Annotated in this window: 20 protein-coding genes and 1 pseudogene; 17 read left to right on the top strand and 4 right to left on the bottom strand. The window is 70.5% G+C overall.

Annotation, left to right across the window (positions count from 1 at the left end; genetic code table 11):
- Nucleotides 1-51: 51 nt before the first annotated feature.
- The 6 genes and pseudogenes from car (at nt 52) to AB0878_RS44310 (ending at nt 9,501) form a co-directional block, all read left to right on the top strand.
- Nucleotides 52-3,546, top strand: coding sequence for a carboxylic acid reductase (car, locus tag AB0878_RS44285; RefSeq protein WP_366588392.1), 3,495 nt, complete (start codon nt 52-54; stop codon nt 3,544-3,546).
- Between the two features lie 198 nt (nt 3,547-3,744).
- Nucleotides 3,745-5,040: an epoxide hydrolase family protein gene (locus AB0878_RS44290; RefSeq protein ID WP_366588394.1), complete on the top strand. Its 1,296-nt coding sequence runs from the start codon at nt 3,745-3,747 to the stop codon at nt 5,038-5,040.
- Between the two features lie 14 nt (nt 5,041-5,054).
- The gene (locus AB0878_RS44295; protein WP_366588396.1) at nt 5,055-5,996 is read left to right on the top strand and encodes an aldo/keto reductase; all 942 of its coding nucleotides are present in this window, start codon (nt 5,055-5,057) and stop codon (nt 5,994-5,996) included.
- A 1-nt stretch (nt 5,997) separates the two neighbouring features.
- The gene (locus AB0878_RS44300; protein WP_366588398.1) at nt 5,998-8,646 is read left to right on the top strand and encodes an AAA family ATPase; all 2,649 of its coding nucleotides are present in this window, start codon (nt 5,998-6,000) and stop codon (nt 8,644-8,646) included.
- 78 nt (nt 8,647-8,724) lie between these two features.
- Nucleotides 8,725-9,213 (top strand): annotated as a pseudogene (locus AB0878_RS44305) (alpha/beta fold hydrolase); the annotation flags it as partial.
- Between the two features lie 66 nt (nt 9,214-9,279).
- Nucleotides 9,280-9,501 (top strand): hypothetical protein, encoded by a 222-nt coding sequence (locus AB0878_RS44310; RefSeq protein WP_366588454.1) that lies wholly within the window; start codon nt 9,280-9,282, stop codon nt 9,499-9,501.
- A 68-nt stretch (nt 9,502-9,569) separates the two neighbouring features.
- Here AB0878_RS44310 and AB0878_RS44315 read toward each other — a convergent pair whose 3' ends face one another.
- On the bottom strand, nt 9,570-10,757 hold the full coding sequence (locus tag AB0878_RS44315; RefSeq protein WP_366588400.1) for a thioester domain-containing protein: 1,188 nt from the start codon (nt 10,755-10,757) through the stop codon (nt 9,570-9,572).
- A 290-nt stretch (nt 10,758-11,047) separates the two neighbouring features.
- Here AB0878_RS44315 and AB0878_RS44320 point away from each other — a divergent pair, with 290 nt between their 5' ends.
- The 5 genes from AB0878_RS44320 (at nt 11,048) to argG (ending at nt 17,374) form a co-directional block, all read left to right on the top strand.
- Entirely contained in the window at nt 11,048-11,572 is a 525-nt protein-coding gene (locus AB0878_RS44320) for a PadR family transcriptional regulator (RefSeq protein ID WP_366588402.1), read from the top strand.
- Complete coding sequence (locus AB0878_RS44325) at nt 11,569-12,249, top strand: ABC transporter ATP-binding protein (protein ID WP_366588404.1); 681 nt, start codon at nt 11,569-11,571, stop codon at nt 12,247-12,249. The genes AB0878_RS44320 and AB0878_RS44325 overlap by 4 nt, the downstream gene beginning before the upstream one ends.
- The gene (locus AB0878_RS44330) at nt 12,246-14,516 is read left to right on the top strand and encodes an FtsX-like permease family protein (protein ID WP_366588406.1); all 2,271 of its coding nucleotides are present in this window, start codon (nt 12,246-12,248) and stop codon (nt 14,514-14,516) included. The genes AB0878_RS44325 and AB0878_RS44330 overlap by 4 nt, the downstream gene beginning before the upstream one ends.
- Before the next feature lie 128 nt (nt 14,517-14,644).
- Nucleotides 14,645-15,412, top strand: a complete 768-nt coding sequence (locus AB0878_RS44335; RefSeq protein WP_366588408.1) for an NPP1 family protein — start codon at nt 14,645-14,647, stop codon at nt 15,410-15,412.
- 513 nt (nt 15,413-15,925) lie between these two features.
- Nucleotides 15,926-17,374 (top strand): argininosuccinate synthase, encoded by a 1,449-nt coding sequence (gene argG / locus AB0878_RS44340; protein WP_366588410.1) that lies wholly within the window; start codon nt 15,926-15,928, stop codon nt 17,372-17,374.
- A gap of 118 nt (nt 17,375-17,492) precedes the next feature.
- On the opposite strand, the gene AB0878_RS44345 is transcribed toward argG, so the two are convergent.
- Nucleotides 17,493-17,924 (bottom strand): hypothetical protein, encoded by a 432-nt coding sequence (locus AB0878_RS44345; protein WP_366588412.1) that lies wholly within the window; start codon nt 17,922-17,924, stop codon nt 17,493-17,495.
- A gap of 82 nt (nt 17,925-18,006) precedes the next feature.
- A complete protein-coding gene (locus AB0878_RS44350) occupies nt 18,007-18,312 on the bottom strand; it encodes a helix-turn-helix transcriptional regulator (RefSeq protein WP_366588414.1) in 306 nt (101 codons plus the stop codon).
- Nucleotides 18,313-18,807: 495 nt separating this feature from the next.
- Between AB0878_RS44350 and AB0878_RS44355 the strand changes: the two genes are divergently transcribed.
- On the top strand, nt 18,808-19,197 hold the full coding sequence (locus AB0878_RS44355; protein ID WP_366588416.1) for an aldehyde dehydrogenase family protein: 390 nt from the start codon (nt 18,808-18,810) through the stop codon (nt 19,195-19,197).
- A 508-nt stretch (nt 19,198-19,705) separates the two neighbouring features.
- Here the strand turns inward: AB0878_RS44355 and AB0878_RS44360 are convergent.
- On the bottom strand, nt 19,706-20,311 hold the full coding sequence (locus AB0878_RS44360) for an XRE family transcriptional regulator (protein WP_366588418.1): 606 nt from the start codon (nt 20,309-20,311) through the stop codon (nt 19,706-19,708).
- A gap of 375 nt (nt 20,312-20,686) precedes the next feature.
- On the opposite strand from AB0878_RS44360, the gene AB0878_RS44365 reads away from it, so the two are divergent.
- Genes AB0878_RS44365 through AB0878_RS44385 form a run of 5 tightly spaced genes read left to right on the top strand, consistent with a single transcriptional unit; the run spans nt 20,687 to nt 25,242 of the window.
- Nucleotides 20,687-21,832, top strand: coding sequence for an ABC transporter substrate-binding protein (locus AB0878_RS44365; protein WP_366588420.1), 1,146 nt, complete (start codon nt 20,687-20,689; stop codon nt 21,830-21,832).
- Nucleotides 21,833-21,856: 24 nt separating this feature from the next.
- A complete protein-coding gene (locus AB0878_RS44370; RefSeq protein WP_366588422.1) occupies nt 21,857-22,711 on the top strand; it encodes a branched-chain amino acid ABC transporter permease in 855 nt (284 codons plus the stop codon).
- Nucleotides 22,708-23,745: a branched-chain amino acid ABC transporter permease gene (locus tag AB0878_RS44375; protein WP_366588424.1), complete on the top strand. Its 1,038-nt coding sequence runs from the start codon at nt 22,708-22,710 to the stop codon at nt 23,743-23,745. The genes AB0878_RS44370 and AB0878_RS44375 overlap by 4 nt, the downstream gene beginning before the upstream one ends.
- Nucleotides 23,738-24,541 (top strand): ATP-binding cassette domain-containing protein, encoded by an 804-nt coding sequence (locus AB0878_RS44380; RefSeq protein ID WP_366588426.1) that lies wholly within the window; start codon nt 23,738-23,740, stop codon nt 24,539-24,541. The genes AB0878_RS44375 and AB0878_RS44380 overlap by 8 nt, the downstream gene beginning before the upstream one ends.
- On the top strand, nt 24,538-25,242 hold the full coding sequence (locus AB0878_RS44385; RefSeq protein WP_366588428.1) for an ABC transporter ATP-binding protein: 705 nt from the start codon (nt 24,538-24,540) through the stop codon (nt 25,240-25,242). Before AB0878_RS44380 ends, AB0878_RS44385 begins: the two co-directional genes overlap by 4 nt.
- Nucleotides 25,243-25,244 lie beyond the last annotated feature (2 nt).

The raw sequence follows: 25,244 nt of genomic DNA on the forward strand, positions 1-25,244 counted from the left end.
AGCCGACGGCGCCTCCCGCTGGACGAACGCCGACCCAGGGAGGGCTGAGCATTGGCGACCCCGCCGACCGAGATCACCAGTACCGAGCACCGCGTCGAGGAACTACTGGCCGCTGAGCCGCAGCTGCGGGGCGCCGCCCCCGACACCCGGGTCGACGAGGCGATCCGACGACCGGGGCTGTCGCTGGTCGAGCTGATCGAAACGGTGATGACGGGGTACGCCGAGCGCGCCGCCTTCGCCGAACGGGCCACGGAGGCGGTGACCGACCCGGCGACCGGCCGCACCACCCGCCGGCTGCTGCCGCGGTTCGACACCGTGACCTATCGCGAAGCCTGGCAGCGCGCGGGCGCCGTCGCGGGCGAGTGGGCCCAGCACGCCGAAATCCCTGTGGCCATCGGCGACTTCGTGGCCACGCTCGGCTTCACGAGCACCGAGTACGCGATCATCGACCTCGCCTGCGTCCGCGCCGGCGTGGTGTCGGTGCCGCTGCAGGCCGGCGCGACGGCGGGCACGCTCAAGCCGATCCTCGCCGAGACCGGGCCGAAGCTCCTGGCGTCCAACGTGGACAACCTCGAGACCGCCGTCGACCTCGTGCTCGACAGCGCGACCGTGCGCCGCCTGGTGGTGTTCGACTACCACTCCGACGTCGACGCCGAGCGCGAGAAGTTCGAGGCCGCCCAGGCACGGCTCGCCTCGGCCGACAGCCCGATCGTCATCGAGCCGCTGAGTGCGGTGCTCGAACGCGGCGCCGCCGCGCCGCCGGCGTTGGACGCGGACCCGGATCGCCTGTCGCTGCTCATCTACACCTCGGGCAGCACCGGCACGCCCAAGGGGGCGATGTACACCGACCGGCTCATCGCCAACCTGTGGCACGGGCTCTTCCGCGAACGGCCTTCGTTCCCGTTGGTGGACCTCAACTTCATGCCGCTCAGCCACGTGATGGGCCGCGCCTTGCTGGTGGATATCCTGGCCAAGGGCGGTACGGTCCACTTTGCCGCGAAGAGTGACCTGTCCACGTTGTTCGAGGACATCGCGCTGACGCGCCCCACCCAGACGGTGATGGTGCCGCGCATCTGCGACATGATCTTCCACCACTACCAGAGTGAGCTCGACCGCCGCGCGCTGGGCGCCGGCTACTCGGCCGAGCTGGAAGCCGAGGTCAAGCTCGACCTGCGCACGAGCTTCCTGGGCGGGCGGATGGTGTGGGCCGGCTCCGGTTCCGCGCCGCTGTCGGCCGAGATGCAGGCCTTCATCGAGTCGGTGCTCGGCCTCGAACTGCACGACGGTTACGGATCGACCGAGACCGGCATCGTGCTGTTCGACCACAAGCCGACCCGCCCGGCGGTGCTCGACTACAAGCTCGACGACGTGCCGGAGCTCGGTTACTTCTCCACGGACTCCCCGCACCCGCGCGGGGAACTGCTGGTCAAGGCGACGAGCCTGGTGCCCGGCTACTACAAGCGCCCCGACGCCACGGCGGAGGTGTTCGACGAGGACGGCTACTACCGCACAGGCGACATCATGGTCGAGACCGCCCCGGAAACGCTGTTCTACATCGACCGGCGCAAGAACGTGCTGAAGCTGTCGCAGGGCGAGTTCGTGGCCGTGTCGCGTTTGGAGGCCGAATTCGCGGCCGCGCCGGCGATCCGCCAGATCTACCTCTACGGCAGCAGCGAGCGCGCGTACCTGCTCGCGGTGATCGTGCCGACGGCGGAGGCGCTGGAAGCGTTTGGCGACGAGGAAAAGCTCAAGGTGCAGCTGAGCGAATCGCTGCAGAGCATCGCGAAGAAGTCCGACCTCAACTCGTACGAGATCCCGCGGGACTTCCTCGTGGAGACCGAGCCGTTCAGTCCCGAAAACGGGCTGCTCACCGGAATCCGCAAGCTGTCGCGGCCGAAGCTCAAGGAGCACTACGGCGAGCGGCTCGAACGGCTCTACCGCGAGATCGCCGAGCGCGAGTCGAGCGAGCTGCGCGAACTGCGGCAGGCCGGGCGTTCGCAGCCGGTGTTCGACACGGTCGTGCGGGCGGCGCAGGCGCTGCTCGGCGCGTCTTCGGGCGAGTTGAGGCCTGAGGCACACTTCGTGGAGCTGGGCGGCGACTCACTGTCGGCGCTTACGTTCTCCAACCTGCTGCGGGAGATCTTCGACGTCGAGGTGCCGGTCGGGGTCGTGATCAGCCCGGCGACGGACCTGCGCAAGCTCGCTTCGTACATCGAGGACGCGCGCGCGTCGGGTGCCAAGCGGCCCACCTTCGCCAACGTGCACGGCGCGGGCAGCACCGAGGCCCGCGCCGACGCGCTCACGCTCGACAAGTTCCTCGACGCGGCCACGCTCGAGGGCGCGTCGACGCTGGCGCGCCCCACCGGCACCGTCGGCACGGTGCTGCTGACCGGCGCCAACGGTTACCTCGGCCGGTTCCTGTGCCTGGAGTGGCTGGAACGCCTGGCCGAATCGGGCGGCCGGCTCGTCTGCATCGTCCGCGGCCGCTCCGCCGAAGCGGCGCGCAAGCGGCTCGAGGACGCGTTCGACAGCGGCGACATCAAGCTGCTGCGCCACTTCCGCGACCTGGCCGCCGACCACCTGGAGGTGCTGGCGGGCGACATCGGTGAGCCGGACCTCGGCCTCGACGAGACGACCTGGCGGCGGCTGGCCGACACCGTCGACCTCATCGTGCACCCGGCCGCGCTGGTGAACCACGTGCTGCCCTACGACCAGCTGTTCGGCCCCAACGTGGTGGGCACCGCGGAGCTGATCCGGATGGCGTTGACGGCGCGGATGAAGCCGATCACGTATCTGTCCACAGTGGCCGTGATCTCCGACCAGGCGTCCTCGGCCGACGAGGTGTCGGACATCCGCGAGACGAGCCCCGTGCGCGTGCTCGACGACGGTTACGCCAACGGCTACGCCACCAGCAAGTGGGCCGGTGAGGTGCTGCTGCGCGAGGCCAACGACGCCTTCGGCCTGCCCGTCGCCACGTTCCGCTCCGACATGATCCTCGCGCACAGCCGATACTCCGGCCAGCTCAACGTGCCGGACATGTTCACGCGGCTGCTGCTCAGCCTCATCGTCACGGGCATCGCGCCGGGTTCCTTCTACTCTTCGCCGGCACCCGCCCACTACGACGGCCTGCCCGCCGACTTCACCGCCGAGGCCATCACCACCCTCGGCACCCAGGCGACCGAGGGCTACCGCACCTACAACGTCCTCAACCCCCACGAGGACGGCGTTTCGCTCGACACATATGTCGACTGGCTCGTGGCGGCCGGGTATCCGATCAAGCGCATCGACGACTACGCCGAATGGTTCGCCCGCTTCGAGACGGCCATCCGCGGGTTGCCGGAAAAGCAGAAGCAGCACTCGTTGCTGCCGCTGCTGCACGCGTTCTCCGCTCCGGCCGAACCGGTCGACGGCGCCGGCATCCCGACCGAGCGCTTCCGCTCGGCGGTGCAGGACGCCGGCATCGGCGCGGACAAGGACATCCCGCACGTGACGGCGGAGCTGATCCGGAAGTACGCGGCGGATCTGGCGCAGCTCGGCCTGATCTGAGATTCTCTTGCCCGGCGCCGGGGAGACTCGGTGCCGGGCAAGAACTCCGTAATATCCACCCACGGATAACGCCAGAAAAACAACGGAACTCGCCATCTTTCCTCGGCGGGATGCGGGCGCTGGCCGCGATGATCAAGAACGGCTAGCGTCGGAAACGGCCGTCCGGGCCGCATTCTTTCCCGTCGAGGAGAAACAGTGATGTCCGAGAACACGTCCGAGCATTCGCGGCGTCGGTTCCTCGCCACGTCGGCGGGGGCGCTGGCCGTCGCGGCCAGTGCGTCGACGCTGCTGTCCGCGCCCGCGAACGCGGTGACCACCACCGCTGCGCCCAGCGCCATCCGCCGCTTCCGCATCAACGTGCCGCAACGCGACCTCACCGATCTCCGCAACCGGCTGCACGCCACGCGATGGCCGACACGGGAGACTGTCGCCGACGATTCGCAGGGCTTGCAGCTCCAACGCGTCCAGGATCTCGTGAAGTACTGGACCACCCGTTACGATTGGCGCAAGGTCGAGGCGAAGCTCAATTCACTCCCCCAGTTCATCACGGAAATCGACGGCCTCGACATCCACTTCCTGCACATCCGCTCGAAGCACGAGAACGCGCTGCCCATCGTCATCACCCACGGCTGGCCGGGCTCGGTCCTCGAAATGCTCAAGGTCATCGGGCCTCTCACCGACCCGACGCGCCACGGCGGCAGTGCGGCCGACGCGTTCCACGTCGTCATCCCCTCGATGCCTGGCTACGGTTTCTCGGGCAAGCCGACCGCCACCGGCTGGGGCCCGGCACGGATCGCACGGGCGTGGGATGTCCTGATGAAACGCCTGGGCTACCGCGAGTACGTCTCGCAAGGCGGCGACTGGGGTTCGGTCGTCTCCGACGTGCTCGCGGCGCAGAAGCCCGCCGGGCTGCTCGGCATCCACGTGAACATGCCGGCGACCGTGCCGCCCGAGATCGCGAAGATCCTCACCGACGGTGGCCCCGCGCCGTCGGGTCTGTCCACTGAGGAGCGTGCCGCGTTCGACTCCCTCAACGCCCTCTACACGCGCGGCTCCGGCTACTCCGCGATGATGGTCACGCGCCCGGAGACCGTGGGCTTCGGACTGGCCGACTCGCCCGCGGGCCTCGCCTCGTGGATGTACGACAAGTTCGCCGCCTGGACGTACAGTGCTGATGTGCCCGAGAAGGTGCTCACCCGCGACGAGATGCTCGACGACATCACCCTCTACTGGGTCACCAACACCGCCGTGTCGTCTGCGCAGCTCTACTGGGAGAACAACGCGAACAACTTCAACGCCGTCGACGTCTCGATCCCGGCCGCGATCACCGTGTTCCCCGGCGAGCTCTACCGCGCGCCGCGCAGCTGGGCCGAGCGCGCCTACCACGACCTGCGCTACTACAACCAGGTCGACAACGGCGGCCACTTCGCCGCGTGGGAGCAGCCGGAGCTGTTCTCGAAAGAACTTCGGGCGGCGTTCCGGTTCCTCCGCTGATTACACTCGCGCGGGTGGACACGATCACCGCCCCCGCGCCCCCGGCGTGGTACGGCTGCATGGGTCTCGGCGGCAGCTGGGACCCGGCGCCGTACGCGCCCGCCGACGTCGATGCCGCCGAGGCGGCGATCACCGCCGCGCTGGACATCGGCGTGACCGCCTTCGACCACGCGGACATCTACCGCCACGGCAAGGCGGAGGCCGTGTTCGGGGAGGTGCTCGCGCGCACGCCGGGGCTGCGGGAGCGGATCGTGCTCCAGACCAAGTGCGGGATCCGGCTCGACGGCGGCTTCTACGACCTGCGCGGCGCCGGCATCGTCGCCCGCCTGGAGCAGAGCCTCGAACGGCTGCGCACCGAATACGTCGACGTGCTGCTCCTGCACCGGCCCGACCCGCTGGCGGATCTCGGCGAGGTCGCCGAGGCGTTGCACCGCCTGCGTGAGGACGGGCTGGTCCGGCACTTCGGCGTGTCCAACATGAGCGCCGCGCAGATCGCCGCGTTGCGGTCGCGGGTGGACTTTCCCTTGGTGGCCAACCAGCTGGAGATGAGCCTCGCACGCCGGGATTGGGTCGAGTCGGGTGTGCTCGTGAACACCTCGGCGGCCGCTGCCAACGGCTTTCCCCACGGCACCCTCGAATACTGCGTGGAGCACGGGATCCAGCTCCAGTCCTGGGGTTCCCTGGCTCAGGGTGTCTACACGGGACGCCAGGCCACTCCGGTCGAGGAGGCGACGGCCCAGCTGGTGAAGGAACTGGCTGCCCACCACGACACCACGCCGGAGACCATCGTCCTCTGGTGGCTGATGCGACACCCGGCGCGGATCGCCCCGGTGCTCGGCAGTACCCGGCCCGAACGCATCCGCGCCTGCGGTGACGCGGTGAACCGCGAACCGGCGCTCACGCACGAAGAGTGGTACCGCCTGTGGATCACCGCCCGCGACGAGCCGTTGCCCTGACGTGGCCGAGGAGAGGAGTTCAGTCCTGTTCGGACGGGAGCTGGAGCAGAAACGCCTGGCGGAGCTGGTCGACGGCGTCGGCGAGCGCGGCGGGGCGTTGCTGGTGCGGGGCGAGCCGGGTGTCGGCAAGTCCGCTCTGGTCGCCACCGTCCGCCGGCAGCTCGGCCCCTCGCGCACGACGATCCTGACCGCGACCGGCGCCGAGCCCGAGCAGCACCTCCCCTACGCGGGCCTCAACCAGCTCCTCTACCCCCGCCGCGACGCCACCACCGAGCTGCCCGCCACCCAGCGCACGGCTCTGCGCACCGCCCTCGGCCTCGTCGACGGCGCTGCGCCGGAGAGCTACATGGTCGGCCTCGCCGTGCTCAACCTGCTCAGCGAAGCAGCCGCCGCCACCCCGTTGGTCCTGCTGCTGGACGACGTCCACTGGCTCGACCGCGCGACCCAGGACGTGCTCGCCTTCGTCGCCCGCCGGGTCGAGTCCGAGCCCGTCGTCCTGATCGCGACGGCCCGCGACGACGAACCCACCCGCCTCGACGACCTTCCCTCCCTCACACTGCGCCCCTTGCCGCCGGACGACGCCGAGGAGCTCCTCGACCACGTCGCCCCGGACCTCGCCCCGGACGCCCGCGCGCGGATACTCCGGGAAGCCGCCGGCAACCCCCTCGCGCTCAGCGAACTGCCCGCCGCCCGGACCGACCCGCTGGACCACGCCTTCGCCGCCCGCGTCGCCGAGCTGCCGGAGGCGACGCGCACGAGCCTCCTCGTCGCCGCCCTCAACGACAGCACCTCCCTCGCCGAGACCCTCAAGGCCACCGGCGCCGACGCGCTCGGGCCGGCCGCTGGGCTGGTCGAGGTGGCCGCGACAACCGTCACGTTCCGGCACGCGCTGACCCGCGCCGCCATCGTCCGCTCGGCGACACCCGCCGCTCGTCGCGCCGCGCACCACGCGTTGGCCGCGACGTTGACCGAGCCTGGACGGCGAGCCTGGCACCGGGCGGCGGCGGCGACCGGGACGGACGAGACCGTCGCGGCCGAGCTGGAAGCGGCGGCGGGTGACGCCCGGCGCCGGGGTGGCGTCGCGGCCGCGATCTCGGCACTGGAGGAGGCCGCCCGCCTCAGCGAGACCGACGCGCGGCGCGCCGATCGGCTGCTCCGAGCCGCCGACCTCGCCGTCGAATCCGGCCGGCGTGACGTGGTCGACCGGCTGCTGGCGGAAGCGTCCACAATGGACCTCACCCCGCGGCAACGGGCCCTCGTGACCTGGCTGCCGACCGGGTTCGACGACGGTGTGCGCGAAGGCGCCGCCGGTGCGTCCGAGCTGGCGGCGCTGGCGGGCGCCGTGGCGCGCGACGGCGATCTCGACCTCGCCATGCGGATCTTCTGGAGCACGGCCATGCGGTGCTTCTGGGTCGAACCCGGCGCCGCGGCGCGCGAACGCATCACCGCGATCGCCGGCGAACTCCCCGTCGACCCGGCCGACCCGCGGATGGTGGCGATCGCGGCCTACGTGACGCCGCTGGCGCGCGGGGCCGAGGTGGTGGCGGCGTTGCGGGAGCTGGCGGACCGAACCACCGACCCGACCGTGATCCGGTTCCTCGGCAGCGCGGCGTTGCAGGTGGGGGCGTTCGACCTCGCGGCCCGGTTCTCCCTGGCGGCGCAGCCGGGTCTCCGCGCCGAAGGCCGCCTCGGCCTGCTGAGCCGCGCGCTGGCCGTGCAGGCCTGGAGCCACGCCCGCCTCGGCGATCTGGCGGCCGCGTTGCCCGCGGCGGAAGAGGCCGGCCGGCTGGCCCACGAGACGCGCCAGCCGTACATGGTCGGCCTGGCCCGGGCCGTGCAGGCGGAGATCGCGGCGTTGCGCGGGGACCACTCACTGGCGGAGAAGCTGGCCGCAGAGGCCGAACGTGTGGGCCTCGCGGCGGGCGCCCGGCCCGTGCTCACAACGGTGCAGCTCGCCCGCGGTCTCGCCGCTCTCGGCGCGGGCCGGCACGCCGACGCCGTGGCCGCACTCCTGCGCGTCTTCGACCCGGCCGACCCCGCGTACCAGCTGGCGCTGCGCTGTTACGTCCTGCCGGAGCTGGCCGACGCGGCCGTCCACTGCGATCGCGCCGACGTGGTGCGGTGCCTGATCACCGCGCTCGGCCAAGCCCCGACGACGTCCCCCGCGCTGCACCACGGCCTGCGCTACGCCCGAGCCGTCCTCGCCTCCGATGAAGAAGCCGAGGACCTGTTCCGCGTGGCCCTGCAAGCCGACCTCACGGGCTGGCCGCTCGAACGCGGACGGCTGCAGCTCGCGTTCGGCGAGTGGCTGCGCCGGCGCCGCCGGGCGGCGGAGTCGCGACCGGTGCTGCGGGCGGCGAGGGAAACGTTCGACGCACTCGGCGTCACCGCGTGGAGCGAACGGGCCGCTCGCGAGCTGCGCGCCGCGGGCGAAGCGACGCCGGACCGCGAGCCGGACGCGCTGGGTGACCTCACGGCGCACGAGCTGAACATCGCGCAGCTGGCCGCGGAGGGCCTGACGAACCGGGAGATCGGGCAGCGGCTGTACCTGTCGCACCGGACCGTGAGCACGCACCTGCACCGGATCTTCCCGAAGCTCGGCATCAGCGCCCGCGGCGAGCTGGGTGCTGCGCTGCGCCGCGAGGGATGACGTACATGCACGGCGTCACCTGACGGGCGCGAAGCCACTCCGCCACTGCCCACCGTCGGCCCCGCGAACGGACCGGTCGTGCTCCTGCTGCACGGGTGGCCGTACGACATCCGCAGCTACGTCGACGTCGCGCCCTCGCTGGCGGCTCGGGGTTACCGCGTGATCGTGCCGTACCTGCGCGGCTACGGGACCACGACGTTCCGCTCGGGTCCGACGTTCCGCAATGCCCAGCAGTCCGCTGTCGCCGCCGACGTCATCGCGCTGATGGACGCGCTGGAGATCGCCCGCGCCGTGATCGGCGGCTTCGACTGGGGCTCGCGCACGGCCGGCGCGGTGGCTGCGCTGTGGCCGCGGCGGTGCAAGGCGCCGGTGCTCGTGAGCGGGTACCTCATCACCAACTTGAAGACGCAGAGGCGAAGCTCCAGCAGAGCCCCGCCATCGCCCTGCCCACCATCACCCTCGCGGGCGACTTCGACGGCACCGCCGCCCGCGGCTCGGCCTACCGCAAGCAGTTCACGGGCCCCTACGCCCACCGCGTCCTGCCCGGCATCGGCCACAGCGTCCCGCAGGAAGCGGCTGCGGACTTCACAAAAGCGATCGTGGACGCGGACCACCTCTGAGTACCGTGGCTCCATGGGCCACAAGGGCATCCGCGACGGCGGACCACCGCGCGATCCGGCGTTCCGCCCCGAAGACGTGGTCGGGACGCCGATCCGCAAAGCCGTGATCGAGCTGACCCGCCACGGCTACGTCATCGACACCCCCACTCCCCACGACCGCGCCGCGATCAAGATTCACCGCCGCGTGCGCCTGGTGGCCGAGGAAGGCGTGATCACCGGCGTGGTCGTCGGCTGATCCAGGCAAAACGAAAGCGGGGCCGGTCCACAATGGACCAGCCCCGCTTCTTCGGTCAGCTACAACAATCAGGCGTTGCTACGACGACGGCGCACCAGCACCAGCATCGCGCCGCCGGCCAGGACGAGGGCCGCGCCGATGCCGATGGGCAGGGAGGCGTCCACGCCGGTGTTGGCCAGGGGCGCCGAGCCGCCGGCCGGGGCCGCCGGGGTGGCCGGGGCCGCCGGGGCCGCCGGGGTGGTCGGCGGGGTGACGCCGGCTTCGGCCCAGGTGGCGGTGGCCGAGGTGTCGACCGTGGTCTTCTGCGACTCCGCGACGATCAGCGACTGCGCCGGGTGCTTGGCGTAGTTCTCGCCCACGAACAGGCGGCCGGTGTCGAGGTGGCCAACGGCCTTGAGCGCCAGCTCGGCGGTGCCGGCCTTCGCGTCCTTGGGCACGTCCAGGTACAGCTTGGTGCCGTCCTTGACCTCGCCCTCCGTCACGGCCTTGCCGTCGGCGTCGGTCAGCTTGACGCCGTCGGGCAGCTGCGTGGTGAGGTCGGTGATGTCACCGGTGGTGGCGATGGTGAACGGGCCGATCTTCGTGCCGGCTTCGCCCTTGGCCGAGGCCGGGGTGATGCTCAGCGTCGGCTTCGGCTGCTGGCCGATGCCGACGTTGTCGCTGCCCGTGAGGTAGTCGTACAGGGCGAGCACGTCGGCGCCGTTGTCCGCGTTGCCGTACTGGACGGGCTTGTCGCGGTCGAGCTCCTTGCCGTCGCTGAAGTGCCAGACGGCGGCCTGCGTGGCGGCGATCGCCTCGGCCTGCGAAAGGCCGTCGTGCAGCGTGACGCCCTTCAGCTCGGCCTCGATGCCCTTGAGGTCCTCGGTCGGGAAGCCGTGGTGCAGGACCCAGTTGATCTTCGCGTTGTTCTGGTTGAACGGCGAGTCCGGGTTCGGGTACTTGTCCCACGGCGTCTCGAGCATGTCCTGCTGCTCGTCGATGTTCGTCTCGATCTCGACGCAGTACAGCTTCAGCGTGCTGCCGTCGGAGAGCTTGAGGCCGAACAGGACCGTGTCGTAGTAGTGGTCCTTGCCGTTTTCGTTCAGGTTGACACCGAAACCGTTGGTGAACGCGCCGGGGACGAGGCGCCCGCGGGCCGCGCCGTCTTCAGCCTTCGCGCCGGTGTCCGCGGTGGCGCCCTGAGCGGCCGCCATCAGCGCGACGGCCGCGGCGGCAGCCGCGATCCCGCCTCGCACCAGACCTGACCTGACCTGCATCTGTTCTCCCATCCAAGCCCGAACCAGAAAGTCGGAGCCGCGTGAGAAAACACACCCCGATCACGACGGCCACCAATCAGGTGAGAATCCACCCAGTCAAGCGATGCGGAAGCATACACACAGCTCACATGGCCACTCACGGTGGTCCCCACCACCACGAAGGTCGTCCACCTGGGCGTCACCAAGCCGTTCACGCACCGCCACTGAGCAAATCGGACACACCCCGATCACCTGCGTATACACGCGATGTATATTCTCGATGTATAGCGATCGTCCGAAGGGGACCAGACATGTCAGTGGGGACCACCCTGCTCGCCTTGCTCGAGCCAGGACCGCGGCACGGGTACGACCTGAAACGCGCGTATGACGAACAGTTCGGCCAGGACCGGCCGCTCGCCTACGGGCAGGTCTACGCCACGCTCTCGCGACTGCTCAAGAACGGCCTCGTGGAGGTCGCGGGCGTCGAAGCCGGCGACGGGCCGGAGCGCAAGCGCTACACGATCACCGACGCCGGCATCACCGACGTCGAGCACTGGCTCGCGACGCCGGAGAACCCCGAGCCGTACCTGCAGAACACGCTCTACACCAAGGTCGTGCTCGCGCTGCTGTCCGGACGCAGCGCCACGACCGTGCTCGACGCGCAGCGCGCCAAGCACCTCGACGTGATGCGCGAGCTCACCCGCCGCAAGCGCGACGGCGACCTCGCGACGCAGCTGATCTGCGACCACGCGCTGTTCCACCTCGAAGCCGACCTGCGCTGGCTCGAGCTCACGGCCGCGCGCCTCGACGAGCTGGCGAGCGAGGTGCGGTCATGACGGAACCCCTGCTCGTCGCCGACGGTGTGGAGAAGGCGTTCGGCCCGACGCAGGCGCTGCGCGGCGCCGGCGTGTCCGTCGCGGCCGGCGAGGTGCTCGCGATCATGGGCCCGTCGGGCTCGGGCAAGTCGACGCTGCTGCACTGCCTCGCCGGCATCGTCCGCCCCGACGCCGGCACCATCACCTACGGCGGCCGCGACCTCGTCGCCATGAGCGACCGCGAGCGCAGTGCGTTGCGGCGCACGGAGTTCGGCTTCGTGTTCCAGTTCGGGCAGCTCGTGCCGGAGCTGACGTGCCTGGAGAACGTCGCGCTGCCACTGCGCCTGGCAAAGGTCGGGCGGCGCAAGGCCGAGGGCGTCGCGCGCGAGTGGCTGGAGCGGCTGCAGGTGTCCGACGTCGCGGACAAGCGCCCGGGCGACGTCTCGGGCGGACAGGGCCAGCGCATCGCCGTGGCCCGCGCGCTCGTGACCCGGCCGAAGGTGGTGTTCGCCGACGAGCCGACGGGCGCGCTCGACTCGCTCAACGGCGAGAAGGTCATGCGCATGTTCACCGAGGCCGCGCGGCAGACCAACGCGGCCGTCGTGCTTGTGACGCACGAAGCGCGCGTCGCCGCGTACTCGGACCACGAGATCGTGGTGCGCGACGGGCGCGTGGCGGATCCGGAGTTCGCGCAGTGATCGCGAACCTTCTTCTCGGCCTCCGGCTGGCCGTCGGGGGCGGCCGGATGTCGGGACAGGCGCTGCTGCGCCTCACGATGACGACGGTGGGCATCGGGCTCGTGGTGGCCGTGCTGCTGCCGGCGGCTTCGGTGAGCTCGGTCGTCGGCGCGCGGGAGGACCGCGCGGCCGCGACCGCGGAGATCACGCAGCCGAAGCCGGGCGTCGACCCGCTGTACGTGGTCGAGTGGTCGGCGATCCGGGGCAACCAGTTCGTGGACCTGCGCTCGGTCGCGGCCGGCGGACCGCAGGCGCCGGTGCCGCCCGGGCTGAGCGCGGTGCCGAAACCGGGTGAGCTCATCGTGTCGCCCGAGCTCGCGCGCCTGCTCGCCGGGCCGGACGGCGCCGGACTGCGGGCCCGCCTCCCCGCGGCGCCGGCGGGCACGATCAGCAAGCCCGGGCTCGTCGACGCCGGCGAGATCACGGCCTGGTACGGCACCACGGTCGCCGACGCGAAGGCGAATCCGGACGTGCGGACGGTCTACGGCTTCGGCGGCGGGCAACCGCCGCGGCTGGCCGTGGCGACGTCGCTGCTCGTCGCGGTGCTGCCGGTGGTGATCGCGCTGCTGCTGCCGTTGCTGATCTTCGTGACGACGGCGTCGCGCATGGGGGCGGCGCAGCGCGACCAGCGGCTGGCCGCGCTGCGGCTGCTGGGCGTGGACGCGCGGCAGATCCGCTGGGTCGCGGCCGGGGAGTCGTTGCTGGGCGCGACGATCGGCCTGCTGCTCGGCGTGGCGCTGTTCCTGGCGGTGCGCCCGACGCTCGGGTCGCTCGACCTGTTCGGCTACCGCGTGTTCGGCGAGGACTTCGTGCCGTCGTGGCCGCTCGCGGTGCTGGTGGTCGTGCTCGTGCCGGCGCTGGCCGTCGGCGCGGCACTGTTCGGGCTGCGGCGGACGATCGTGGAGCCGCTCGGCGTCGTGCGCCAGGGCAAGCCCGTGCGACGGCGGATGTGGTGGCGCTGGCTGATCACCGGCGTGGGCGTGCTGCTCGTCGGCACGGCGTACGCGACCGAGCCGGGCCAGGGCAGCGACAGCGTGTTGATCGCGCTCACCGGGGGTTGCGCGTTCCTGCTGGTGGGCGTGACCGTATTGCTGCCGTGGATCGTCGAGGGGATCGCGGGCCGGCTGCGCGGCGGGTCGCCCGCGTGGCAGCTCGCGGTGCGGCGGCTGCAGCTCGACAGCGGCACGCCGAGCCGGGTCGTTTCGGGGCTGGTCGTGGTGGTGGCCGGCAGCATCCTGCTGCAGGTCGTGCTCAACTCCCTGCTCGCGGCGGACGCGGCGGAGGCCAAGGCGGACCACTCGTGGGCGGGCGCGGCGCACGTGAGCGTGAACGCGGACCAGGCGACGGCCGCCGAGGTGCAGCGGCGCGTGTCCGGCCTGGCCGGGCTGCAGGTGGGCACGCTCCGGCAAACGTCCGCCGTCGCCGGTGACCAGTACGCCGCGCTGGAGATCGGGTCGTGCGCCGCGTTGGCCCTGCGGGCCGATCTGCCGTCCTGTGTGGACGGTTCGGTGTTCGCGGTGGGTGACGCGACGGTGCCGACGGGGGCGGTGCGGCTCACCTCGTCCGGTTCGGACGCTGGCGGTCCGATGTGGACTGTCCCGGCCGGGGTGGTGCGGCTGCCGGTGAGCTCGGCCGCGCGCAACCTGGAGGGCATGGTGCTCGTGACCGACGGCGCGCTCGCCGGCGTCCAGGTGCCGGTGCGGGCGCCCACGGTGTACGTCAAGGGCCCCGGGAACACCGCGGCACTGGCCGACCGCGTGGCGGCCACCGTCGCGAACCTGACCTGGCACGTCGAGGTGGACACCGACGAGCCCACGAGCGCGCCGATCGGGGTGCTGGGCACGATCCGGGCGGTGCTGCTCACGGCGTCGCTGTTCGTGCTCGCGGTGGCGGCGCTGAGCCTGCTGATGCTGGCCGTCGAGCAGATCACCGAGCGGCGCCGGGCGTTGGCCGCGCTGGCCGCTTCGGGTGTTCCGCTGGGCGTGCTGGCGCGCAGCTCGTTTGCGCAGACCGCGCTGCCCGTGGTGATCGGGGTGGTGCTGGCGGTTCTCACCGGGACCGGGCTGACGTTGCCGATCCTGCGCGCGGCGGACATCCCGTTGAAGCTCGACGGCGGGCTGATCGCGAGCATGGCGGGCGCGGCCGTCGCGGCGGTGTTCGTCGTGACCGCATGCACGATTCCGCTGCTGCGCCAGGTCACAAAGGTGGAATCTCTGCGCGCGGAGTGAGAGTTCACCGGCTCGAAAGGCCCGCGACCCACCTTCGTCGCGGGCTTTTCGGGTCCAACTCCTTCTCCGCGGGGGCCGGGTACGCCAGCATGATCAACGCCCTGTCCCCATTCGGAAGGTCGACCTTTATGCGAACCTTCAAACGGCTAGGTGCGGTGCTCGGCGCAACCGTGCTGGCGCTGGTGATCCCGGCGGCCGCGGCGTACGCCGATCCCCCGCACAACCTCCCCCAGAACGCCGGCGGCTACGACCAGTCGTTCTCGCCCGCGTACGACTACGACGGCGACGGCTGCTACGCCACCCCCGCCATCGGCCCGGACGGCACCCTCGCCCCCGGCCTCAACACCACCGGCGCGGTCAACGGCAGCTGCCGCGACCAGTCCGACCTCGACAACTCCCAGACCTACTCCCGCTCGAAGTGCAACAACGGCTGGTGCGCAGTGGTCTACGCCAGCTACTTCGAGAAGGACCAGGCCGTCGCCGGCAGCGGCCTCGGCGGCCACCGCCACGACTGGGAGCACGTGATCTCCTGGATCAACCAGGCGAGCAACCAGGTCGAGTTCGTGACCACCACGCAGCACAGCAGCCAGGTCACGTACCCCCGCTCGCAAGTGCGGTTCGACGGCAGCCACCCGAAGGTCGTCTACCACAAGGACGGCCTGGGCACGCACTTCTTCCGCCTGGCCAACAACAACGACGAGCCGCCGGAGAACCACTACCACAACTGGCGCTACCCCCCGCTCGTCGGCTACGACGGCTACCCCTCCACCGCCCTGCGCGACAAGCTGATGTCCGCCGACTTCGGCGCGGCCACCATCAAGATCAACGACGCGCGCTACAACGACCTCCTGGCGGCCTCCCTGCCTGCCGGCATCCCGTTCGACCCGCGAGGCTGACGTCTGCGGCTTCACGTTGACGACGGGTGTCATCCTCTTCGTGGGGATGGCACCCGCCTTCGTTCTCATGGTCGACACCAAACCTCGAATGAGCGGCAGTTCAGACGCGGGAGCCGACGTGTCGGTCCACCCTGATGGAGGTCACCTCCCGGCTCGAGGAATGGCACCCGTCCGAGTTCGGAACACAAGGACTGGCGAGTCGTCGTACGCGGCCGGGTCGTCGTCGTGCCCGCACCCGACCTCGAATGCCTTCTGGCGGTCCCGCAGGCCCGGCACAACCCCGACGGGAGTCGACTTGCCGATCAGTCCACTCGGCGGAGCGCTTACCACCCTGGGCGATCCGCAGACGTGACGTCTGCGAGTTTGTCGTGACCGCGGGTGTCATCCTCTTCATGGGGATGGCACCCGTCTTCGCGTGTCGGGCCTGGTCCGCGCGGCCGGCCGGAGCGATCTGCGTCACGACTTGCCGCCCCGGCTATGCACAGTCATACATCCTGATGCATAATCATACCCATGTCCAAGGTGCTCACTTCCCTTCCCGTCGGCGAGCGGGTCGGCATCGCGTTCTCCGGTGGCCTCGACACGTCCGTTGCGGTGGCGTGGATGCGTGACAAAGGCGCCGTGCCGTGCACCTACACGGCCGACATCGGGCAGTACGACGAGCCCGACATCGAGTCGGTGCCGGGGCGGGCGACGACGTACGGCGCGGAGCTCGGGCGGCTGGTCGACTGCAAGGAGGCGCTGGTCGAGGAGGGGCTCGCGGCGCTGACGTGCGGCGCGTTCCACATCCGCTCCGGCGGCCGCAGCTACTTCAACACCACGCCGCTCGGCCGGGCGGTCACCGGCACGCTGCTGGTGCGCGCGATGCTCGAAGACGACGTCCAGATCTGGGGCGACGGCTCCACCTACAAGGGCAACGACATCGAGCGGTTCTACCGCTACGGCCTGCTGGCCAACCCCGCCCTGCGCATCTACAAGCCGTGGCTCGACGCGGACTTCGTGACGGAGCTCGGCGGCCGCAAGGAGATGTCCGAGTGGCTGGTGGCCCACGGGCTGCCCTACCGCGACAGCACCGAGAAGGCCTACTCGACCGACGCCAACATCTGGGGCGCCACCCACGAGGCCAAGTCGCTGGAGCACCTCGACACCGGCATCGAGATCGTCGAGCCGATCATGGGCGTGCGGTTCTGGGACGCGAGCGTCGAGATCGAGCCGGAAGACGTCACCATCGGCTTCGAGCTGGGCCGTCCGGTGTCGATCAACGGCAAGCAGTTCGCGACGTCCGTCGACCTCGTGCTGGAAGCCAACGCGATCGGCGGCCGGCACGGGCTCGGCATGTCCGACCAGATCGAGAACCGCATCATCGAGGCCAAGAGCCGCGGCATCTACGAGGCGCCGGGCATGGCGCTGCTGCACGCAGCGTACGAGCGGCTCGTCAACGCGGTCCACAACGAGGACACCGTCGCCAGCTACCACAACGAGGGCCGCCGCCTCGGCCGGCTCATGTACGAGGGCCGCTGGCTCGACCCGCAGGCCATGATGCTGCGCGAGTCGCTGCAGCGCTGGGTCGGCACGGCCATCACGGGCGAGGTCACGCTCCGCCTGCGCCGCGGCGAGGACTACTCGATCCTCGACACGTCCGGGCCGGCGTTCAGCTACCACCCGGACAAGCTGTCGATGGAACGCACCGAGGACAGTGCGTTCGGCCCGGTCGACCGCATCGGCCAGCTGACCATGCGCAACCTCGACATCGCCGACTCCCGCGCGAAGCTCGAGCAGTACGCCGGCCTCGGCATGGTCGGCAGCGGCTCCCACCCGGCCCTGATCGGCGCCGCCCAGGCCGCCTCCACCGGCCTCATCGGCGCCATGCCCGAGGGCGGCGCCGAAGCCATCGCCTCCCGCGGCAAGACCGACGACGTCTCGCTCCTGGACAACGCGGCCATGGAGTCGGGCACGGACTGACCCGGCCGACACCTCCGGCACCGCGAACGCGCCCCGACCGCCCACAAGCGGCCGGGGCGCGTTCATGTTCGAGCCGCCACCGGCACGGCGCTTCGCCCACCCAGCGGCCGGCGACCCGTCAAAGCTGCTGCGCCCCGATCACCGACAGCAGTTGCAGCTTCTCGTGGCTTTCCGTGCCCGGCAGGGCCGTGAAGATCAGCAAAGCCTGGTACTGGTCGGGATCCAGCAGGGTCTGGCCGTGGACCTCGATGGCGCCGACCTCCGGGTGCAGCAGCCGCTTCGGCTCGCAGTACGGGCCGAGCACGGGGTGCTCAGCCCACAAAGCCGCGAACTCCGGGCTGCGCGCAGTCAACTCGGCGACCAAAACACCCGCCGGGGAGGAGCGGCCCGTCTCGGCGAACACCTCGGCCAAGCGCGTGACCAGGGTGCGGCTGTGGTGGGGATGATCCTCGACCGGCAACCGCTCACGGGCCGAAGCCGACGTGAACCAGCGGAACACCCGAGCGCGCGAAAGCCCGGTGTACGAAGTCTCGTCACCCAGCAACGCCACCGCGAGCGGCGTCTGGCGCAGGGTCTCCCCAGCACGTTCTCGATCTGCGCCGGCGTGTCCTGCAGACGGTCGAACACACGCATCAGGCCGGCGTTGACGTGGTCGCCGCGGACGGCGCGCGGGGGCGCGCCGTGGCCCGCGAGGCGGAAAGGTGGTCACGTTCCGCCAGCGTGAGGTGCAGGCCGTGCGCGATCGCGGCCAGGATCTGCTCCGACGGCACCGGGCCGCGCTGCTGTTCGATGCGGCTGTAGTAGTCGCTGGAGACGCCGCTCAACGCGGCCACTTCCTCCCGCCGCAGGCCGCTGGTGCGGCGGCGCGGGCCGACGTCCTCGGGCTGCAGCGCCTCTCGCCGCTCGCGCAGGAATTTCGCCAGTTCGGGCCGGTCCATGCCCGCCGTTCGAACACCACGCTCAGCCATAGACGCCCCGATCATGGCTAACGCTCCGCGACTGCCGGCACTCGTCGAGACCGTGAGCACTGAATCAACGGTGCAACCATGCTCGACGACCTCGACCCCGGCCAAACAGTCGCCCACATGCCGCTCGGCGCCCCGGAAGGCGCGGACCGGCGCCGCGGCGAACAAAGCCTTCGCGCATGGGCCGTCACCGCACCGAAAAGAACGCGCCCAAACGCTCAAGGCCTCACCCGAGCTCCGCGAACGCAACGACGACCTCGCCCAAGCCGTCTCCGCGGAGATCAGCGCCCCGATCGGCCACGCCTTGGCCGGCCTGCCGCAGCTCGTCGCCAACTCGACCACGGACCTCACTGCCGGCTTCGCCTGGACCGAAACCCTGTGCAATTCCCTCGCCGGACGACACCGAGCTCGTCGGCGTGATCACCCCGTGGAGCTTCCCGTTCCAGCAGCTCATGACAGCTCGCCCCTGTGCTGCCGGCCGGCAACGCGATCGTCGCCAAGCCCGTTGCGACGTCGAGGCCGCTCCTCGCGGCGACCCTCAACGCCGCCGGAATCCCCGACGGCGTCGTCAACCTCGTCTACGGCACCGACCCGATCGTCGGCGAAGCCATCACGAAACACCGCCGCCTCGACATGGTCAGCTTCACCGGCTCCACCGCCGCCGGAACGCTGATTTCGGTGCCGGAAGCCGGAACTGCCAAAGGTCGCGCTCGGTCTCGGCGGCACATCGGCCGGCGTGGTCGTCGACGACTCCGGCCCGCAGCTCGTCGTCGACCGCACGCTCACCACCTCATGGACCAACTGCGGTCAGGTCGGTCCCGCGTGCTCGTCCCCGCGACGAAATCCCGGGCCTGCTGACGAAAGCGACCGGCGCGGCGTGGAGGACAAAGCCTGCGACCGTGCACGCTCGCTCGCCTACTCCGCCGAGAACAAGGCCGTGGCCATCCCGGCAAAGGGCCACGGCCTCATCAGCGCAGCGCCGTGTTCCGGGAACCCGCCCGAGCGTTCGCCGAGGCCCATAGTCTGCCTGCCAGCCGCGCCGGCGCGAACGAAGGCACCTTCCAGCCTGCCTCGTCTTCGCGCGCGCAACCCCCGCGGCGGCAAAGTCCCACCCTCCCGGGGGCTGCCCAAGATCCATTCTACCGGCGCGCACCGACAAAACCTGGCGATCGACCATGTTGTCCACAGCAGACCCGAGTTGTGGACAACTGGCGCTACCACTCACCTTGGGCAGTTACCCGCAGCCCCTCAACGGCAGCGATTTCAGGCCGCCCCGCCACGTAGATTGCGAAGGCCATGTCAACCAAGCCGCAACCCCGCGATGAACGTCGAGTCAATCCAGCAGTGAGTCCACAGTAGACCGAACTCAGAACGTGGGCGGCGTGATCAGCCAAACCGCCTTCAGCGGTTCCCCTTCCCCGACGTGCCAACGGTGCGGCACCGTCGAGTCGAGGTAGATCGCGTCGCCCGCTTCGAGTTTGACCTCGTCGTCGCCGATCCAGAAGATCATCACGCCGGCCAGGACGATGCCGCACTCCTCGCCGACGTGCGAGTGCGGGTGCCCGCCGCTGGTGGCGCCCACGGGGGCCTCGACCCACACCACTTCCATCTGGTGCTGCAGGTCGGGGCTGAGCAGCTCGTTCATGATCCCGGAGCCCGGGTACTGGATGCGTTTGCGTTGCCCGCTCTTGGAAACCGAGTACCGCAACGGGTTCGGCGGCGGCGCCTCGTTGCTGAACAGCTCGCCCACGGTGTGGCCGAGCACGTCGGCCAGCCGCTTCAACGCCTCCAGCGACGGGTTCGCACGCCCGCGCTCCAGCTGGCTGATGTACCCGACGGAAAGCCCGACCGCCTCGGACACCTCCGTGAGCGTGGTCCGGCTCTCGTGCCGCCATTCGCGCAGCTTCGCGCCGATGTGCACGCCCTCCGAAGTGCTGCGCGGCTCGTCGGACTGCTCGGGGGGTGAGGCCATGTGTCGCTCCTGCGCCGGCGGGGGTCGGGGTTGGCGGAACTCGATCGGACGGTGAACCGCCACTCTACAAGTTTTACCCTCAGTTCAACCAGTAAAACCTTAACCGGCCAAACCAAGATCGAAATGGGCGTCGATGTCGATTTCGCAACGACCGTTGCATCCCATGTGACCAGGAGGTATGCCGACGACCAGCGTAAAGATCAACGACCGGAGCCTTGACACTGGACTGAGTTGACAGTAAAAATCTGCACTCACAGCGCGCCTCCTGCGGATCTGGTCCCCGCCGCCGCCGGCGTCGTCGTCTCGAATCATCCGAACCAATGACGCGGAGGAATGATGATGACTTTTGCAAGGCGGCCGCGAAAACTCGCGCTGGTGGCCGCCGTCGCTGCCGCCGCCGCGGTCCTCACCGCGTGCGGCTCGAGCGGATCGAGCAGCGACAGCGTCAAGATCGGCGTGCAGTTCGGCCTCACCGGCGCCGACGCCGCGTTCGACGCGGTCTACCAGGATTCCGCCAAGCTCGCCTTCGCCGACCTGACCAAGAACGGCGTCAACGGCCACTCCGTCGAACTGCTCTACGCCGACGACGCGAGCGATCCGGCGACCGCCGTCACGGTGGCGCGCAAATACATCACGCAGGACAAGGTCTCCGTGCTCTACGGGCCCGCCTTCACGCCCACCGCGTTGTCGACCATGCAGGTCGCGAGCAGCACGAAAACCCCGTTCTACACGCCGGGCAGCATCAACCCGCAGCTGACGAAACCGCTCAACAAGTACACGTTCGCGCCGGCGTTCTCCTCCGACGACGTCGCCGTCGGCATCGCGAAGCTCGTGCACTCCATGGGCGCCAAGAAGGTCGGCATGATGGTGGAATCCGACGCGTACGGCGACGCCGCGCTGTCCGGTGCCAAGGCCGCGCTCGCGAAGTACGGTCTCAACGTCGACGCCACCGAGAAGATCGCCGCCAACGCCACCGACGCCACCAGCCAGGTGCAGGGCCTGAAGGACGCCGGCGTCGACGCGGTGCTGCTCGGCATCACCGCGCCGCCGATGGCCGCGGTGATCAACGCCGAGATCCACCAGGCCACCTACCTGCCGCTGGTCACGTTCGCCGGGTCGAACACCTCACTCGACCAGCTCGCGAAGTCGGACCCGAAGGTGCGCTACTACGCGCTGACCCCGCTCGCTTGTCCCGTCGGGGACCCGTGCACGGCCGACTTCATGAAGGCGTGGAAGGCCGAGCACCCGGGTACCGAGCCGATCGTGTGGACCGTGCAGGCCTACGCGGCGGCCAAGGCGTTCATCGCCGGGCTGCGCAACGCCAAGGACGCCACGCCCGACGGGCTGGTCACCGGCCTGGAGACGATGAAGCCGTTCTCGACGCCCGAGCTGCCGTGCCCCATCGCGTTCTCCCCGAGCTCGCACAAGGGCAACTCCTGCACCAACTTCTACGGCATCGCCGGCGGCAAGGTCTCGTTCTTCGGCAGCGACACGACCCAGAACCAGCTCACCGCGAACTGACCTTGCCCCAGTGAGGACTGATCGATGGTCACCACCGCCACTTTCGGCACCGGAATCGTCAACGGATTCGCCCTAGCCCTCGTCTCACTCGGTTTCACGCTCGTCTACCGCGCCACCGGTGTGGTCAACTTCGCCAACGGCAGCCAGATGGTGCTCGGCGGCTACGTCGCGTGGGAGCTCGGCTCGCACGGGTTCCCCGCGTGGGTGGTCATGCTCGGCGCCGTCGCCGCGGGTGTCGCGTCGGGTGTGGTCGTGGACCAGATCGCGTTGCGTCCCTTGCGCGGCGCGAGCCTGCTCGCCCAGATCATCGTGCTGATCGCGGTCACCGAGGTCGCCGGCGGGTTGTTCCTGTCGTCGTTCGGGGCCGAGGCCAAGACGATGACGCCGTACGCGGGCCGCTCGCCGATCGTGCCGGGGCTCGGCTGGTCGGCGAGCGACCTGGTGCTCATGGCGGTGAGCTTCGTGCTCGTCGCCGGGCTCACGCTGGTGCTGCGCGGCACGTCGGCCGGCCTGCGGATGCGGCTGGTCGCGAGCAACCGCCTCGGTGCCACGGTCGTCGGCGTGAACCCGGCGCGGGTCTCCACCCTGGCGTGGTGCGTCGGCGGCGGCCTCGCGGCGCTGAGCGGCGCGCTGATCTTCCCGACCTACCTGCTGTCCCCGGACCTCGGGCAGCAGTACACGTTCGACAGCTTCGCCGCGGTGGTCCTCGGCGGGTTCGGCAGCCTGCCGGGCGCCGCCGTCGGCGGGGTGCTGATCGGGGTCGTGCAGTCGGTCGTGTCGGGCGCGATCGGGGCGAGCTACAGCGCGTTCGTCTCGCTCGGCGTGATGCTCGTGATCCTGCTGACGCGGCCGACCGGACTGTTCGGAGCACGCGCATGACCACTGTCAACGTCCCCCGCCGCGTGCGGGCCGCCGTCCGCGATTCCGCGCTGCCGGTGGAGAAGTGGCTCGGCCGGCTGCGCGTGCCGACGCCCACCACGGTGACGTCGCCGGCCGGAGAGAAGCGCTACCTCGGTTCGCTGTGGACCACGGCCGGGGTGGTGCTGGTCGCGGTGATCGTCGCCGTGTGGGCCGACGTCGGCGGCGCGTACATCCAGACCGTGGTGGGGCTGTTCGCCGCGTACCTGGTGTCCGCGCTCGGCTACACGGTCGTGCTCGGGCAGGCCGGCCAGTTCGCTTTCTGCCAGAACGCTTTCATGGCCCTCGGCGCCTACGGGTACGCGGTGTCCGAACCGCGCTTCGGTCCGGTGGGCGGGCTGATCGTCGGCACGGTCGCGGCCACCGTGGCGGGCACGATCATCGGCGTCGCCATCATCCGCACCCGCGACCTGTACCTGGCGCTGCTCACGCTCGCGTTCTCCCAGGCCGCGCTGCTGGCGATCCAGCTGTGGCCACCCACGCAGGGCGACAACGGGATCCTCGTCGACTTCGGCGGTGATCAGGCCTACCTCGTCGCTGTGGTGTTCGCGGCGGTCGCGCTGATCGTGGTGCAACGCATGACGCGCTCGAAGATCGGCCGTGCGTTCGCCCTCGTGCGCACCGACGAGAAAGCGGCCGCGACGATGGGCGTGAACGTACCGCTGACGCGGATGCTGGCGTTCGCCTTCAGCAGCCTGCTCGGCGGGCTCGGCGGGGTGCTGCTGGGCGCGGTGCTCACGTTCATCACGCCGACGAACTTCACGCTCGAGCTGACGTTGCTGCTGCTCACGATGATCGTGATCGGTGGCGTCGGCAGCGTGTGGGGCACGGTCACCGGCGTGCTGATCATGGTGGTGGTGCAGCAGTTCCTGCCCAGCAGCGGGAGCTTCGGCAGCTACCTCAACGCGGCCCTGCTGTTCGTGATCCTGGTGCTGCGGCCCGGTGGGCTGCGGTCGCTGGTGAACCTGCGTTCGTCGGGTGGCAGCCGTGGCTGACGCGATCCTCGACCTCGACTCCGTGCTCGTCCGCTTCGGCGGTCTGGTCGCGGTGGGCGGCGTGAGCTTCTCCGTGGCGCGCGGCTCGGTCACCGGCCTGGTCGGCCCCAACGGCGCCGGCAAGACCACGCTGTTCAACGCGATCAGCGGCCTGGTCCCCGTGACCGGCGGCTCGATCACCTTGCGGACCACGCGGGGCTCCGCCGACCTGACGCGTGTGGGTGCGTGGCGCCGCGCCGGGCTCGGCATCGGGCGCACGTTCCAGGACTCGCGGCTCGTCGCCGGACTGCCCGTGCTCGACCAGCTGGCCACGGGCGCGTTCGCCGGTCAGCAAAAACGCAGCCGGTTCCTCGGCGCGGTGTTGCGCGGTGGTGGCTTCCTCGCCGACGAGAGACGACTTGTCGACCGGGCCCACGAAGTGCTGGCGCAGCTGAAGATCGAGCACCAGGCCGCGGTGAACGTCGACCTCCTGTCGGCGCCCGAACGACGGCTCGTGGACCTCGGCCGCGCGCTGATGAGCCGGCCGGAGCTCCTGCTGCTCGACGAGATCAGCGCCGGAATGCCTGTGGAGGACAAGGAAATGGTGGCCGACCGCGTGCTCGACTACGTCCGCTCCGCCGGCGCCACGGTGATCTTCGTCGAGCACGACATGGGCTTCGTCCGGCGCGTCGCCGACCGCACGGTGGTGCTCGCCGAGGGCGAGATCCTCGCCGACGGCGGCCCGGAAGAGGTGCTGCGGCGCCCGGACGTGCTCGCGGCCTACATCGGCCCCGGAGCCGAAGGAGCACTGCGATGACGTTCTCCGCGCAGGGGATCCACGCCGGGTACGGGCGGATCCCGGTCGTGCACGACCTCGGCTTCGAGGTCGCCGCGGGCGGCTACCTCGGCATCGTCGGCGCCAACGGCGCGGGCAAGAGCACGCTGCTCAAAGCTCTGTCCGGCGTGGTCGCCCCGCACGCCGGGACCATCCGGCTCGGCGACGAGGACCTCACCGGTGTGCCGGCGTGGGACCGCGCTCGCCGCGGGCTGGCGTTCGTGCCCGAGTCGCGGGAGCTCTTCGGCGAGCTGACCGTGGAAGAACACCTGCACGCGGGGTGCCTGCGGGTGCGCGGCCGGGCGAAGCGCGCGGAGCGGACGGAGTTCGCGTACGAGCTCTTCCCCGTGCTGCGCGATTTGCGCCGCCGCGCGGCCGGTCGCCTTTCCGGTGGCCAGCAGCAGTCGCTGGCCGTCGCGCGGGCGGTGGTGTCCCAGCCGAGGGTGCTGCTGCTCGACGAACCCTCCCTCGGCCTGTCCCCGATCGCGGTCAGCGGGCTCGTCGAGTCGCTGACCCGGCTCGCGCGCACCACGGACATGGCCGTGGTCATCGCCGAGCAGAGCCTCACCGTCGTGCGGGAGCTGTGCGACGACGTGCTGGTGCTCAACCTCGGCCGCGAGGTCGAGCGGGGCCCGGCCGCCGCGGTGCTGACCCGCTCGGTCATCGAGAACGCGTTCCTGTGAAA

The organism is Amycolatopsis sp. NPDC047767, assembly GCF_040704195.1.
GTDB lineage: Bacteria > Actinomycetota > Actinomycetes > Mycobacteriales > Pseudonocardiaceae > Amycolatopsis.

Excerpts from the sequence above, each read along its gene's own strand:
- AB0878_RS44290 (WP_366588394.1), top strand. The coding sequence starts at position 3,745 with ATGTCCGAGAACACGTCCGAGCATTCGCGGCGTCGGTTCCTCGCCACG.
- AB0878_RS44310 (WP_366588454.1), top strand. The coding sequence starts at position 9,280 with ATGGGCCACAAGGGCATCCGCGACGGCGGACCACCGCGCGATCCGGCG.
- AB0878_RS44315 (WP_366588400.1), bottom strand. The coding sequence starts at position 10,757 with ATGCAGGTCAGGTCAGGTCTGGTGCGAGGCGGGATCGCGGCTGCCGCC.
- AB0878_RS44320 (WP_366588402.1), top strand. The coding sequence starts at position 11,048 with ATGTCAGTGGGGACCACCCTGCTCGCCTTGCTCGAGCCAGGACCGCGG.
- AB0878_RS44325 (WP_366588404.1), top strand. The coding sequence starts at position 11,569 with ATGACGGAACCCCTGCTCGTCGCCGACGGTGTGGAGAAGGCGTTCGGC.
- AB0878_RS44335 (WP_366588408.1), top strand. The coding sequence starts at position 14,645 with ATGCGAACCTTCAAACGGCTAGGTGCGGTGCTCGGCGCAACCGTGCTG.
- argG (WP_366588410.1), top strand. The coding sequence starts at position 15,926 with ATGTCCAAGGTGCTCACTTCCCTTCCCGTCGGCGAGCGGGTCGGCATC.
- AB0878_RS44350 (WP_366588414.1), bottom strand. The coding sequence starts at position 18,312 with ATGGACCGGCCCGAACTGGCGAAATTCCTGCGCGAGCGGCGAGAGGCG.
- AB0878_RS44360 (WP_366588418.1), bottom strand. The coding sequence starts at position 20,311 with ATGGCCTCACCCCCCGAGCAGTCCGACGAGCCGCGCAGCACTTCGGAG.
- AB0878_RS44370 (WP_366588422.1), top strand. The coding sequence starts at position 21,857 with ATGGTCACCACCGCCACTTTCGGCACCGGAATCGTCAACGGATTCGCC.
- AB0878_RS44375 (WP_366588424.1), top strand. The coding sequence starts at position 22,708 with ATGACCACTGTCAACGTCCCCCGCCGCGTGCGGGCCGCCGTCCGCGAT.
- AB0878_RS44385 (WP_366588428.1), top strand. The coding sequence starts at position 24,538 with ATGACGTTCTCCGCGCAGGGGATCCACGCCGGGTACGGGCGGATCCCG.